Genomic DNA, 13,778 nt, shown 5'->3' with positions numbered 1-13,778 from the left:
CCACACATTGAGCCGTAACACGTGGGCCTCGCTCCACACATAACCAAATTACAAAGGTCAGCCATAGAGCTGGCCTTTTTCGTTTCTGATTTCGAAAACATTTCTGACATAACTTGTTGTCGCTTAGCATGTAAAACTTTCAATCAAAGAGGTTAAAGCATGCAAAGCACAAAAACTTATTCGATACCCCTCGGTAATGTTTCGCCATCAAATCTTGATGGGCTGTCCGCATTGTTTGAAGAGTACTCTTCATATTTTGATGAGTACCTTTTGGCAAAGTATGGCGGTGATAGGCAATATCAAGTAGTGGATGGGTCATTCGAAATTACAGGTGCAACAGAAAACTTTATTGAATTCATTGCAGTAGTAAACTATTTCTCCGGATGCAAAGACCAAGATCATGATATTAATGTAGGCGGAAGTGCTTATTATGAAATCACTAATGGTCATTTAAACGTCAGTTTGGATGAGACAGTCTGGAATCAAGAGTAAATTTCATTTCAAAAGCTCACTTCGGTGGGCCTTTTTCGTTTTTCGCTCCTGCCAATTAACCTCGACTCTCACCTTTCCCTGTGTGGCAGCGGGCGATCTTTTCTTCTGACTACCTACAGCACCGCCCGTAATCACGGAGGTGATATGAGTATCGATATGAGCAAACTGGCATCAGGCGCAGCTTACGGCGCATCTGCCGGGACAATCGCTAATGGTCTGTTGACCAGGCTGAGTCCCGATGAATGGAGTGCTGTAGGCGTGCTGGCCGGTATTATGGTCGCGCTGTTCACGCTCGGCATCAACTGGTACTACAAACGCAAAGCAACGCTGGCCCAAATCAAGGCTCTTCAGCGCTGGCCGACTGCACCAGATATCAACGAGGATTAACCTATGGCTATGTCAAACAGCCTGCGCAATAAGCTTATTGCTGTCGCAGGTGGCGGAGCTATGGCTATCGCTACGGTATTCCTCGGCGGAAAGGATGGGGTAGAGGGCAGGGTATACGAACCCTACAAAGACGTAGCTGGCGTCTGGACAGTCTGCGATGGTCATACCGGTACCGACATCATCAGGGGCAAAAAGTACACTGACCGGGAATGTGATCGCCTGCTATGGAATGACCTGCAGCCGGTCAAAAAGTCCGTAGACGGTTTGGTAAAAGTCCCACTGGGTGAGTATCAGCGCGCCGCTCTTTATAGCTTCACCTATAACGTTGGCACAAACGCGTTCTCTAAATCGACGCTGCTAAAGCGTCTGAATGCCGGTGACGTTGATGGCGCATGTGAAGAGCTTCGTCGATGGATTTACGCTGGCGGCCAGAAGTGGCGGGGGTTAATGAACCGTCGCGATATGGAGCGCACTATGTGCCTGGCGGAGAGTGCCGATGACCTCAAAGGCTAAAGTGCTCGCCGCGCTCATTCTTCTGATTCTGCTGCTTTTAGCCACCTCAGTAGCGTTCGCGCTCTATTACCGTGGCAATGCCATCGACTACAAATCCCAGCGTGACACAGCAACCAGTAACCTCAAACTGGCAAAAGACACCATCACCGATATGCAGGCGCGTCAGCGCGATGTGTCCGCACTCGATGAGAAATACACAAAGGAATTAGCCGATGCTAAAGCCACTATCGATCAGCTGCATGATGATATTGCTACTGGCAAGCGCCGGCTGCAGCTCAACGCCACCTGCACGAAGCAATCCACCACCGGCTCCTCCGGCATGGATGATGCAGCCACCGCCAGACTTACTGACACCGCTCAGCGGGATTATTTCACCCTCAGAGAGCGAATCGAAGTTGCCGGAAAGCAAATAGCCGGATTGCAGCAATACATCATAGAGCAGTGTTTGAAGTGATTTTTTGAGATAGCATTACCTCAACTATGAGGATGCTCTATGAACGTAAAGCCAAAATTTGAAGACTATACAGAAGCAGAATTCACCAAACTTGTGAGTGAAATCTGTAACGCAAAGGGCGGCGAATCTTATCAGGATAAGTTACTGGAAAATTTCATATCAGTAAGTGAGCACCCAGAAGGTTCTGACCTGATTTATTACAGCGAAGACGAAGACGCAACCCCCGAGAAGATTGTCGCCGCTGTTAAAGCATGGAGAAAAGCCCACGGTAAGCGTGGCTTCAAGTCATAAATTATAAAGCCTCCTCACGGGGGCTTTTTCATGACCATCACAAGGCGCATTTGCGAGTGCGCCTGATGATGAATCTCTCAGACAAGGGATAACGGTTAGCCACGCTGTGAAGCGTTGCGAAGCTGGAACCATAAATTTCGCTTCACTAAGAATATTCTTAGGGCTAATGTATGACCTCCATTTATGAAAAGGAGGTTGTGATGTTAGAAGGTTATTTCGGTACCGCTGTTAGTTCTGTGAATACGCTGGAACGTAGGCAAAGGGTAAAAGCTGTAGAAACGGCAGTTGACATTATTAAGGCTACTGTATCTACAAGCGGCAACAATAGAGATGCAAACTATGAACTCCAGCAAGCATTAAAATATCTTGAACCCTTAGCCGACGCGATTCAATCAGCTCTAAGCAAGTAATTATAGCCGCCTCCGGGCGGTTTTTTATTGGAGTGAATATGGCAAGCCAAGACAGCAATCTAAGCAGGCCATACCCTCCAACTGAATTCGTAGAAGAATTCTCTCCCTACATCAAACTCATGCCCGCCACTGGAATCCACGAGTGGGTCACTGAGCAAATCCTTGATGGTAACGGCAGCCTTCACAATCCCGACCACTCACACCTGATTGATGCTGACATTGCATTCATGTGGGCTGCGTCTGCCTTCAGCAAAAAAGGTCGCACCGTACTCGGTCAGGCTGAAGAGGTAGCAATGCGAGCAGGTGGCTGGCAAAAAGCCAGGATGGAACAGCAGATGTATGAGTGGTTCGGTCATAAGCCGGATTACATCATCACCCTGGCAGCAGATTTCTGCGCTGAATGCAGCGACATAGAGTTTTGCGCGCTGGTTGAGCATGAGCTTTACCACATAGCTCAGGACACTGATGAGTTCGGCGCACCTAAGTTCACCCGAGACGGACAGCCAAAGCTCTGCATGCGCGGCCACGATGTAGAAGAGTTCGTTGGTGTGGTTCGCCGATATGGTGCCAGCGCTGACGTACAGGAAATTATCGACGCTGCCAGCCAACCGGCTGAGGTGGCAAAAATCAACATAGCCAGAGCGTGCGGCACCTGCCTCATGAGACTGGCATAACGCTTTATTCCGATTGTCATGGAGGTAGCCTGTGGCAGCATTATCGACAGAGGTTAAAGCCTTCATCGTGCAGTCTCTGGCGTGCTTCGAGCCGCCTACAAAAGTCATTGAGCTTGTAAAGGCTGAATTCAACGTTCAGGTATCACGCCAGCAGGTATCTCAATACAGCCCCGGCAATGCGATGGCGGCTAAGTTGAGCCAGAAATGGGTAGACCTGTTCGAAAGCACTCGTGCACGTTTCCAGACCGAAATAGCCGATATACCTATTGCCAACAAAGCCTATCGCCTGCGCACCCTCGACCGGATGATGAATAAGGCTGAGAGCATGAGAAACATGGCGCTGGCGGCCACGCTAATTGAACAGGCCGCAAAAGAGTGTGGTGATGCTTATACCAATAGGCAGAAAGTGGAGCACACCAGCCCTGATGGCAGCATGACACCCAAGCCTACAGTGATTCAGCTTTTACCCGTTGAGCCAAAAACATGAGTGAAGCCGTTCAACTCCCGATACCTGCCAAGCTTGCTCCACTGTTCACTGCAGGCGGTAAGCGTTATCGCTGCTCACACGGTGGCCGCGGTAGCGCAAAGACGCGCACGTTTGCCCTTATGACAGCCGTAAAGGCTTATCAGGCAATGATGAATGGAGAGAGTGGCGTAATTCTCTGCGCGCGTGAGTTTATGAATTCACTCGAAGAATCAAGCATGCAAGAAGTAAAACAGGCGATCCTGTCTGTGCCGTGGCTGGCCTCTAACTTCGATATTGGTGAGAAGTACATTCGCACCATCGACAAATCGGTGACGTATGTCTTCGCAGGCCTCAGACATAACCTCGACAGCATCAAATCGAAGGCGCGCATCTTGCTGTGCTGGGTGGACGAGGCTGAATCAGTCAGCGAGATAGCCTGGCAGAAACTCAGCCCAACTGTTCGTGAAGAGGGTTCAGAGATTTGGGTTACATGGAACCCGGAGCGCGACGGTAGCGCCACTGATAAGCGGTTTCGCAAAGAGGCTGGCGAAGACTGTGTCACCGTCGAGATGAATTACACGGATAATCCGTGGTTTCCCGGCGTGCTGGAAGGCGAGCGACTGAACGACCAAAGAAGACTTGATCAGGCAACTTATGCCTGGGTGTGGGAGGGTGCTTACCTCGAAAACTCAGATAAGCAGGTGCTGGCTGGTAAGTATCGTATCGCTGAGTTCTCTGACACCTTATGGAAAGAGGCGGAGCGCCTTCACTTCGGTGCCGACTTCGGATTTGCCAAGGACCCTAACACACTTACGCGGTCATTCATCCTTCATAACCGGCTCTACATCGAATACGAGGCTTACGGTCAGCAAACTGAGCTGGACCACATGCCAGCACTTTACGACGCCATTCCTGGATCTCGGGAGTGGCCTATCAAAGCTGATTCAGCCCGACCGGAAACAATCAGCTACCTGAAGCGTCAGGGATTCAATATTTCTGCGGCTGAAAAGTGGCAGGGAAGTGTTGAGGATGGCATAGCCCACCTGCGCGGCTTTGATGAAATCATTATCCACCCACGCTGCAAGAACGTCGCAATTGAAGCCCGTATGTGGTCTTACAAAACCGATCGCATTACAGGCGAGGTGTTGCCAAAACTGGCTGACGGATTCGAACACTGCTGGGATGGCATACGCTACGGGCTAGATGGTCATATCAAACGCAAAGGCCACATGGCAGGAATGCTGCTGCCAAAGCGCCTGCAAGGGAGGTAGCCATGACAGAATATCGCTGCTGCGCATGCGGAAAAGTCATCAGGTTCGAACGTGTTAAGCCTCTGAATTACACCCCAAGACACTGTCGCACTCTAATGCTGAGGAAGATCGATTCATTTACTCCGGCCAAAGGGCCAAAAATCCCGCCGATTAAACGCTAACGGACAAACCATGACTGACAAATTATCACTAGCCGTCAATCACGCGCTGAATGACGTCAGGCTTGCCCGTGCGCGCGCCATGGCATTCAGCCCCGGTATGGGACTGGATGCGAAACGTGAAAGCGCATGGTGCGAATACGGCTTTAAAGAAGACCTGACGTTTTATGACCTGCACAAACTCTATCGTCGTGGCGGCATTGCTTACGGTGCGGTGAATAAGCTGGTATCGAACTGCTGGAGAACAAACCCGCAGGTTGTCGAAGGAGAGCAGTCTGACGAATCGCGCGAGCTTACTGCCTGGGAGAAAGCCAGCAACCAGGTATTCACCCACCGCTTCTGGCGAGCATTCGCTGAGGCGGATAAGCGTCGATTGGTTGGTCGCTGGGCAGGCATCCTGCTACACATCAAAGACAGCCGGAAATGGGAACAGCCAGCTGTAAAAGGGAAGGCGCTACAGAAGATTACACCTGTATGGGCCAGCGCGCTCAAAGTTGGAAGCCGAGACAATTCCGGCACCATCACTATGTGGCAGTACACCGAATCACTTTCTGATGGCAGCACAGCGCAACGCAACATCCATCCCGATCGCGTGCTGATTATCGGTGACATGTCTGATGATGCTATCGGCTTCCTTGAGCCTGGCTATAACGCCTGCGTCAGTCTGGAAAAGGTAGAGGGTGGTTCAGGCGAGTCATTCCTTAAGAACGCTGCCCGGCAGCAGAATATCAACTTCGACAAGGAGGTTGATTTCAATAATCTGGCTTCGATGTATGGCGTAACGGTCGATGAGCTGCAGGAGCGCTACAACGAAGCAGCCCGTGAGATTAACCGAGGTAACGATACGCTTCTCATCACTCAGGGCGCGCAGGTCACCTCAATGGTCAATGCGGTTTCTGACCCGTCACCGACCTATGACGTCAACCTGAAGACATTCAGCGCCTCTGTAGACATGCCGTCGCGCATCATTGTTGGCAATCAGTCTGGCGAGCGCGCCAGCACGGAAGACCAGATTTACTTCAATGGTCGCTGTCAGTCACGCCGCGGTGACCTGTCATTCGATGCTGAGGACATGGTCGATAAACTTACTGCCCTGCAGATCATCAAGGCAGTTAGTAAATTCAGCATCGTCTGGGATGAGCTGAACGAGCAGTCTTCATCAGACAAGCTGGATAGCGCGGTGAAGATGAGCAACATCAACCAGACATCTCTGGCCTCGGGCGAGCAGGTGTTTACGGTTGATGAGATTCGTGTGGCTGCAGGTTATGAGCCAGGCGGCGGCGAGCCATTACCAGAGGATGAGGAAGGTGGCGAAATTCAAGAAGAAGCCGAAGCCAGCAATCCTGCCCGGCAACAAGCTTGACCCGACCGGCGTTGACCGCCTTGAACGCGGCGCGATGCGAGAATACGGAAGGCGACTTAAGCAAATCAGCGCGCGATACATCGACCTCCTCAACCGCATCCCTGCAGAGCCAGCAGTAAACCAGCGTTACACCTTCCAGTTAGATCCAACCATGCTTTCGATGCTGTTGCAGAACGGCGATTCACTCGTTGATGAAATCTTGCTGCAGGGAGGCGAGTTCAATCCGTGGCTTTTTCAGGATTACGTGTCGCCAACTTATCAGCGCGGCACGGCGCAGGAGTTCGCCAACCTTGCACAGCAGTCGGCAGCCTATGAGGCATATCGCGGCAGCATTCAGGAAATCCTTCTTAGTGATGCATATCAAAACCGTCTGGTTCTGGTTAGAGCGCGCACATTTGAAGAGATGAAAGGCCTGTCTGCTGACGTGAAGCAGAATCTTTCACGGGTGCTGACTGATGGCATTGGGCGTGGGCAAAAACCGAAAGAAGTCGCCAGGCGCATACGTGACCAGATAGGTATTGAGCAGGGCCGGGCCAACCGCATTGCCAGAACGGAAATAACCACAGCCCTCCGGCGTGCCAGATGGGATGAGCACGACTCAGCCAAAGATGATCTGGGCCTGAACGTCATGCTGCTTCACCTGTCTGCCCTGAGCGCCACAACGCGCCGGACGCACGCACTACGTCACGGCAATCTCTACACAACAGAAGATGTCCGCGACTGGTACAGCATCAACGGCAATGCGATCAACTGCAAATGCTCTCAGGTCACTGTGCTGGTTGATGAGAAGGGCGTGCCTCTCAATTCTTCTGTAATCGATATCGCCAAAAAAGAGTTTACCCAGACATGGGGCAAGCGCATGGCAACCAACAAATCACATCACTGCTGCGATCTTAAGCACGCGGCTTAATCGAGAGATAACCATGACTATGCAGGTAAACGTCACCACTAAGGTGAACAGTCAGGCTATTCGCCGTGAAACCTACAACGGGCGGTCTCACCTGGTGCTGCCAAGTTACACGCTGCCAGCCAACGTAGTGATGAACGGCGGCCTGTATCCGGCATCTGAAATCGACGCACATTATCAGGGGCTGGAAGGCACGCTGGCACCGCTCGGTCATCCGACTGTAGACGGCCAGTTTGTCTCTGCCTTTTCTCCTGAAGGTATCAACGCCGGTCACATTGGCGCATGGAACCGCAACGTTAAGAAGTCCGGCAACCGCGTTTATGCGGAGAAGTGGGTTGATATCACTGTAGCGAACCAGAGCGAAGGCGGCCGCGAGCTGCTTGAGCGTGTTGCTGCTATCGAGCGTGGCGAAGACGTTCCGCCGATCCACACCAGCGTTGCCGTATTCCTCGACCAGCTTGAAGCCAGCGCTGAACAGAAGGCGCAGGGTATTGAGTGGGTCGCCAGGATCAACGCAATGGACCATGACGCCATCCTGCTGCACGAGGTTGGCGCAGCGCAGCCCGAGCAGGGCGTTGGCCTGATGGTTAACGCAGACCAGGCTAAAACGCTGCAGAGCAATTCCGGCGCGCTGATTGGCGAATCATACCGTGAGCGTGAGCGACGCCTTGAGCAGGCTGCACGAGATAAATTTGCCACTGGCCCGGATGATTACGCGTGGATTGCTGACTTCACCGATTCACAGGCGATTGTCATCCGTAACGGCGGCGATGCGCAGGTTTACGGTTACATCACCGAAGGCGGCAAAATCACCTTTGACGATACCGGTTCAAAAGTAGCGCGCCAGGAGTCATGGGTCGCAATCGTGGCCAACAAAGTTAAATCCCTTTTCACACCGCAGGACGCTCCTGCAGCAAACCACCAAACGGAGGGCGATATGCCTTTAACCAAAGAAGAACTGGAACAGATCGGCACTATCGTCAGCAGCGCAATCGCTGCGAACAACGAGGCGTCACTGAAGCCAATTACCGAAGCGCTGGCAGGCATTCAGGCCAATCAGAAAACACTGTCCGACTCCCTGACCGCTAACTCCCGCGCTGAAGAGAAAACCAAGCGTGATGCTGTCGCTGCAGTCCACGGTGAAATCGTGGCAAACGCATTGTCAGGTGAAGCTCTGGAAGCGATGTTCAAATCACTTGGCGAAGCTGCCCCACTGGGCACCAACACTGCCAAAAACCCGCCTGTGACCGGCGCGCCCGATCCGGCCACTTACTTCGGAGGTGCTGCGTAATGGCACGTTATCGTCGCGTTAACATCGACGGTCAGTCTCTGTACAAGACCGAAACCCGCGTTACTGCTGCAGCTCTGCTGCCGGGTACTGCGGCTGTCATCAACGACGACAATGAGTTTGCGCAGGCTACCGCGCTGGCTGGTCGTCTCTACATCATTGATGTCGCTTACCATCAGGGGCTGAAAATCACCCAAGCAGTTCCGGCTGGCGATTCAGCAGTGGGTAACTACGTCGAAGAAGGACGTGAGCTGGCTCTGCTGTGTGTGCCTGGCACCTACGGCAAAGACGACCCGATCAAACTCGGCACGAATGGTCAGTTCACCAAAGCGACATCTGATACCGATTCGGTTATCGGCTACAGCCAGGATGAATCGACTATCGCCGCAGGCTCTGCCGACTTTATCCGCGTGCGTATGCGCGTCGGCACCGTTGCCGCAGCTGCTGGCGCTTAATCAGGAGAATAAGAATGTATTTTACCGCTGAAACACTGGCTGCTAACAGCCGACTGCGCGGACACTGGAACGAGCTGTGGGCGAACCGTGACATCTTCAACGCTCAGCACGACATGATGGTTAACGCGTTTCGTACGCGCATGACGCATGACATGCTGGCAGCGAATGCCATCGGCGGCTTTACCCGCGAGTTCTGGGCTGAGATTGACCGCCAGATTATCCAGATGCGCGATCAGGAAGATGGTATGGAAATTATCAACGACCTGATGGGTGTGCAGACCGTTCTTCCGATCGGAAAGACTGCGAAGATGTATAACGTATCAGGCGATATCGCAGATGACGTATCCATCAGCATTGATGGACAGGCACCATATTCTTTCGACCACACCGATTACGATGGTGATGGAGACCCGATCCCGGTGTTTACTGCGGGCTATGGCGTCAACTGGCGTCATGCCGCTGGCCTGAGCACTGTCGGTATCGATCTGGCGCTGGATTCTCAGGCTGCCAAGCTGCGCAAGTTCCATAAAAAGCGTGTTGATTACTACCTCAATGGTAGCGATGCAATCTCTGTCGATGGCATGAAAGGTCAGGGCATCCGTAACCATCGCAACACATCCAAGATCAACCTTGGCAGTGGTGCTGGCGGCGCAAACATCGATCTGACCACAGCTACCCCGGCTCAGATGCTGGCCTTCTTTGGTCCAACTGGTGCCTTTGGTCTCAATGCACGCCGGAACAAAGTGGCTGCATATGACAAGCTGTGGGTGAGTGCTGAAATTTGGGCGAACATGTCCAAGCCTTACACCATCGAAGTTGGCAGCGGCTCTAACGCCTTTGTAAACGGCACCGTGCTGGATGCGATTGCGAAATTCATTCCTGCCAGAGAAATCACGCCGACCTTCGCACTTACCGGTAATGAATTCTTCGGCTACCAGCGCCGTCAGGACGTCATTTCTCCGCTGGTTGGTATGGCTGTTGGTACTGTTCCTCTGCCGCGCCCGATGCCGCAGAGCAATTACAACTTCCAGATCATGTCTGCTGAAGGCTTGCAGATTAAGAAGGATGGCGAAGGCCTGTCCGGCGTTGTCTACGGCGCGAACCTCGCATAAGGAGCAATCATGGCTGAGAAATACGAAGTAATTAAGCCGTGGCACGGCGTGGAAAAGGGTGCTGTGGTGCAGCTGGAAAAACTGCACCCGTCACTTAAATCACACGTCCGCAAGCTTTCCGGCAAAGCATCGGCTGAGCTGATTCCGGCTACGCCTAATGCCACATCAGACAAGCAGGCCCGCAAAGATGCGATCACCAAGCGTCTGGATGAGCTGGGTATTGAGCACAAAGGCAACCTGGGCGCTGACAAGCTGGCAGAGTTGCTTCCGGAAGGTGAGCTGGAAAAGCTTTTCCCACCTGCTGAATAACGACCGCCGCGCTGGCGGTTTTTTTATGCCCTGTTCCGGCAGGGCTGAGAGGTATTCATGGTTACCCAGGAGCAGGCAAAAGAGTATCTGGTGATCCAGGGTATTACGCTGCCAGATTTTATTCTCGCGGCGCTGGTTGAGCAGGCAAACAGCATTCAGGAATGTCTGGATGCTAACTATCCGGCGGCGACCGCATTGCTCATTCAGATGTACCTGTTAGGACTGATGGGGCTGGGGCAGGGCGATAAATATATCAGCTCTCAATCAGCCCCGTCTGGCGCGTCGAGGTCATTCCGATACGGCTCATTTGCAGATCGGTGGAAAGGTTCGCTAGGCCTCCTTCGTGGTCTGGATAAAAACGGATGCGCAACCGCTCTGATTCCTCCAGACCCAACTCAGCAGGCATTTGCAGGTCTCTGGATCGCAAAAGGCGGATGCATGTGTGGTGATAAGCGATGAGCTGGCTACCTGCAACACAAGCGCCCAAGGCATTCAGGCGGGTATGGGTGAAAACCAACACAGGTGAACAGACCACAGGATACGTTAACGATGCTGGCGAGTGGCGGATTAACTGCGCTCGCATCGCTGCTGGAAAGCCCACTGTAATCAGCTGGAGGGAATGACATGTCATCTTTAGCCAGTTGGTCATATACAGCGCAGGCGACCATCTGGAAGCCTTTGGGGCTGGATGAATACGGCGATTCTCTTGGCTGGTCTGAGCCACTGGTAATTGCCTGCGACTATCAGGGCGGGCTGAGCAAGCGGTTAGGGGCGATAGGCGGCGAGAAGGTGGTTAAGAACACCATATGGACGGAGTACGCACTGGCAGATACCGGTGATTACATCCTGATTGGTGCGTCGAGCAATCCAGACCCGATCGCAGCGGGCGCTGATGAGGTTATGCAGGCGATTCGCTATGCGGACACCTTTGAGCGGCTGACTGATGATTATGCAATCCTGACGGGGGTCTGATATGGGAGTAAAGGTCCGCGGCATCCGCCAGGCTCAGCAGAATCTCAACGCACTGATTGGAGACATTCAGGGCAGGAAAGCGGTGAGGGCACTGCAGAGCGCATTAATCATCGGATCATCACAGGTGGCGCTGTACACGCCTATCGACACCTCCACGCTCATCAACAGCCAGTATCGAGAGTTGGACATCAAAGGTACGAGGTTAACCGGGCGGGTTGGCTACTCGGCTAACTATGCGGTTTACGTGCATGACCCTAACGTGCCGCAGACATTCCGCAGGGCGACAGCTCAGAAGGAGTTCCTGACTAAGGGCTTCATGGATACCCGCGACCTCATCGACCGCACCATTAAAAAGGAGATGAGTCTGTGAATCCTCCGATGCATCAGCGCGTTAAAAATCTTCTTATCAGTGCCGGCCTGACTTCCGGGTATTCGGTTCAGTCACTCATCTGGACTGATACAGGCAACCTGAAGCAGCGGTTCATCGTGTTCCGGCCAAATGGTGGCACTCCTGTAGATAGAGATATTGGCTCGGAGCATTACGTGCTTGTTGACCTGATCACCGGCAAGTCTGCAGGTGACTATGCAAAGTCAGAGGCAGACGTGCAGGCCATCATCGACTACGTGCAACAAAACCCCATCAGCGACTCCTGTGTCGGCCAAATCACCAATATGGGTGGCATACCATCACCAATCCCCACCGCAGAGGGGCGTATGGTCTGGCGCCTGCAATTTGCCTGTTCTTACGGCGAAAGTTAATCAAAAGAGGAATTACCCATGGCAGCAAATTGCCCAACGGACAACACAAAGTTGTTTGGCCGTGCCATTGTGCTCGAAGTAGCTGATGGTTGCGCCGATGCAGTACCGCAGGAGTCAGAGTGGAAGGCTCTGGCTGCAGGCACCAGTAAAGGCTTCGACTTCTCGCCTAACAGCGTGACGTCAGATGCCGATGATACCAAAGGCTATGTTGAGAACATCGTAACAAACGCTGACTTCACTATCTCATTTGAAGGTGAGGTGCGCCGCAACGATAAGCTTGACCAGTATGGTGTTGGTCGCCTGATTAAGTATTTCAACACTGAGGTTCAGGCAGCGCGCCAGCCTACTCTATGGGTTCGCATGGAGTTCGGGCCGATCACCTTCCAAGGGTACATGCTGATCAACGCATTGAGCTCTGACGGCGGCACTAACGACATCATCACCTTCTCCACCGAGTTTAAGGTGGCGGCAGCCGATACCATCCAGGTGGTAGATACCGATGACAGCGTTCCTGCTACAGGCGTTACCGTGACTCCAGCGACTACCTCAGTCGTAGTTGGTGCAACTCGCCAGCTGACCGGCACTGTGTTGCCTGCAGATGCAACTGACAAGTCCGGCACATGGACCACCTCAGATGCTACGAAAGCAACCGTCAGCAGCACCGGTCTGGTTACTGGTGTGGCCGCCGGCACCGCAACGATCACCTTCAAGTCGAACGACGGCAATTTCACAGGTACCACAACTGTAACGGTTACTGCTTCGTAACCATTCCAAAGGGCTGGGTTCAGCCCTTGATAATGATTATGGGGATCACATGACGCCGTATAAAGAGATTGGTGAGTGCCTCATCACTGCTGGTGAAGATGAGTATTTCTTCCGTCCTTCATTCGCAGCAATGAGTCGAATCGGTGAGCCGCAGGAGATTGTCCAGGCATTTGCCGACCTGCATAGCGATGAGCTGACGCCACTTGTTGAACGAGCAACAGTAGCGTATGGGCATGTTCCCGCATGGTTAATTGAGCACATACGAAACAGCAGTTACGGCAAGAGGGCGCTTATGGCTGCCATGACCGTGATGGAAGCATGCTGCGAAAGTGATTTATCGGCGCTTATCGGTGAGTTCCGCCCGGCCAGGACGAAAGGCAGGTCATTTAAGCGACGCATGGGGCTGATGGGTGACTTTGAATTGCTGCTAATAGCTCAGTCACTCATAACACATGGCATCATCGGTAAAGCAAAGGTTCGCCAGTTACAGCGCCACGAAAGCGGCAAGGCGACGACAGAGTTTAACGCCTTTGACTATGTCAGCGCGGCTCGCAATCATTTCAATATGACACGCTCAGAAGCCGAGCAATTAACGATGACCGAGTTCCAGCATATGCTTGCAGCGAAATACCCTGACCAGAAGGGATTCACGCGGGAAGAGTACGATCAGGTTGCGGATGATTATCTTGCCAAAAAGGCGCGAAGACTCGCAAAAATAAAATAGCCACTAAC

21 protein-coding genes are annotated in these 13,778 nt (G+C 52.7%); all 21 read left to right on the top strand.

All coding sequences use genetic code 11. The annotated features are described in order from the left end of the window. Positions 1–159: 159 nt before the first annotated feature. Entirely contained in the window at positions 160–492 is a 333-nt protein-coding gene (locus HFD87_RS10120; RefSeq protein WP_167423345.1) for a hypothetical protein, read from the top strand. Between the two features lie 144 nt (positions 493–636). Then, complete coding sequence (locus tag HFD87_RS10115; protein ID WP_167423344.1) at positions 637–879, top strand: phage holin; 243 nt, start codon at positions 637–639, stop codon at positions 877–879. A 3-nt stretch (positions 880–882) separates the two neighbouring features. After that, entirely contained in the window at positions 883–1,392 is a 510-nt protein-coding gene (locus HFD87_RS10110; protein WP_305848812.1) for a lysozyme, read from the top strand. Continuing rightward, positions 1,376–1,846, top strand: a complete 471-nt coding sequence (locus HFD87_RS10105; protein ID WP_167423343.1) for a lysis protein — start codon at positions 1,376–1,378, stop codon at positions 1,844–1,846. Before HFD87_RS10110 ends, HFD87_RS10105 begins: the two co-directional genes overlap by 17 nt. A 39-nt stretch (positions 1,847–1,885) precedes the next feature. Beyond that, complete coding sequence (locus HFD87_RS10100) at positions 1,886–2,137, top strand: bacteriocin immunity protein (protein ID WP_167423342.1); 252 nt, start codon at positions 1,886–1,888, stop codon at positions 2,135–2,137. Between the two features lie 200 nt (positions 2,138–2,337). After that, positions 2,338–2,547 carry a hypothetical protein gene (locus HFD87_RS10095; protein WP_167423341.1) on the top strand — a complete coding sequence of 70 codons (210 nt, stop codon included), beginning with the start codon at positions 2,338–2,340 and terminating at the stop codon, positions 2,545–2,547. A 38-nt stretch (positions 2,548–2,585) separates the two neighbouring features. Continuing rightward, complete coding sequence (locus HFD87_RS10090; protein WP_167423340.1) at positions 2,586–3,221, top strand: putative metallopeptidase; 636 nt, start codon at positions 2,586–2,588, stop codon at positions 3,219–3,221. Between the two features lie 31 nt (positions 3,222–3,252). Beyond that, entirely contained in the window at positions 3,253–3,708 is a 456-nt protein-coding gene (locus tag HFD87_RS10085) for a DUF2280 domain-containing protein (protein ID WP_167423339.1), read from the top strand. Beyond that, positions 3,705–4,958, top strand: a complete 1,254-nt coding sequence (locus HFD87_RS10080; protein ID WP_167423338.1) for a PBSX family phage terminase large subunit — start codon at positions 3,705–3,707, stop codon at positions 4,956–4,958. Before HFD87_RS10085 ends, HFD87_RS10080 begins: the two co-directional genes overlap by 4 nt. A 171-nt stretch (positions 4,959–5,129) precedes the next feature. Then, positions 5,130–6,479 (top strand): anti-CBASS protein Acb1 family protein, encoded by a 1,350-nt coding sequence (locus HFD87_RS10075; RefSeq protein ID WP_167423337.1) that lies wholly within the window; start codon positions 5,130–5,132, stop codon positions 6,477–6,479. After that, the gene (locus HFD87_RS10070; RefSeq protein ID WP_167423445.1) at positions 6,415–7,389 is read left to right on the top strand and encodes a phage minor head protein; all 975 of its coding nucleotides are present in this window, start codon (positions 6,415–6,417) and stop codon (positions 7,387–7,389) included. Before HFD87_RS10075 ends, HFD87_RS10070 begins: the two co-directional genes overlap by 65 nt. A 13-nt stretch (positions 7,390–7,402) precedes the next feature. Then, the gene (locus HFD87_RS10065) at positions 7,403–8,677 is read left to right on the top strand and encodes a hypothetical protein (RefSeq protein WP_167423336.1); all 1,275 of its coding nucleotides are present in this window, start codon (positions 7,403–7,405) and stop codon (positions 8,675–8,677) included. After that, entirely contained in the window at positions 8,677–9,129 is a 453-nt protein-coding gene (locus HFD87_RS10060) for a hypothetical protein (protein WP_167423335.1), read from the top strand. Before HFD87_RS10065 ends, HFD87_RS10060 begins: the two co-directional genes overlap by 1 nt. 14 nt (positions 9,130–9,143) lie before the next feature. Further along, entirely contained in the window at positions 9,144–10,241 is a 1,098-nt protein-coding gene (locus HFD87_RS10055) for a major capsid protein (protein ID WP_167423334.1), read from the top strand. Between the two features lie 9 nt (positions 10,242–10,250). Then, on the top strand, positions 10,251–10,550 hold the full coding sequence (locus tag HFD87_RS10050; RefSeq protein ID WP_167423333.1) for a hypothetical protein: 300 nt from the start codon (positions 10,251–10,253) through the stop codon (positions 10,548–10,550). Positions 10,551–10,607: 57 nt separating this feature from the next. Next, entirely contained in the window at positions 10,608–11,009 is a 402-nt protein-coding gene (locus HFD87_RS10045; RefSeq protein ID WP_167423332.1) for a hypothetical protein, read from the top strand. 165 nt (positions 11,010–11,174) lie between these two features. Beyond that, the gene (locus HFD87_RS10040; RefSeq protein WP_167423331.1) at positions 11,175–11,522 is read left to right on the top strand and encodes a hypothetical protein; all 348 of its coding nucleotides are present in this window, start codon (positions 11,175–11,177) and stop codon (positions 11,520–11,522) included. 1 nt (position 11,523) lies between these two features. Continuing rightward, positions 11,524–11,892 (top strand): HK97 gp10 family phage protein, encoded by a 369-nt coding sequence (locus tag HFD87_RS10035; RefSeq protein ID WP_167423330.1) that lies wholly within the window; start codon positions 11,524–11,526, stop codon positions 11,890–11,892. After that, entirely contained in the window at positions 11,889–12,281 is a 393-nt protein-coding gene (locus HFD87_RS10030; protein ID WP_167423329.1) for a hypothetical protein, read from the top strand. The genes HFD87_RS10035 and HFD87_RS10030 overlap by 4 nt, the downstream gene beginning before the upstream one ends. Positions 12,282–12,299: 18 nt before the next feature. Then, positions 12,300–13,046 (top strand): Ig-like domain-containing protein, encoded by a 747-nt coding sequence (locus HFD87_RS10025; protein WP_167423328.1) that lies wholly within the window; start codon positions 12,300–12,302, stop codon positions 13,044–13,046. Positions 13,047–13,095: 49 nt separating this feature from the next. After that, positions 13,096–13,770: a DUF6246 family protein gene (locus tag HFD87_RS10020; RefSeq protein ID WP_167423327.1), complete on the top strand. Its 675-nt coding sequence runs from the start codon at positions 13,096–13,098 to the stop codon at positions 13,768–13,770. The last annotated feature ends 8 nt before the right edge of the window (positions 13,771–13,778 follow it).

Source organism: Pantoea sp. EKM21T (genome assembly GCF_011800405.1).
Lineage (GTDB): Bacteria > Pseudomonadota > Gammaproteobacteria > Enterobacterales > Enterobacteriaceae > Pantoea > Pantoea agglomerans.
The sequence above is the reverse complement of the archived record's forward strand: the minus strand, read 5'-3'. Positions and strand labels throughout refer to the sequence as shown.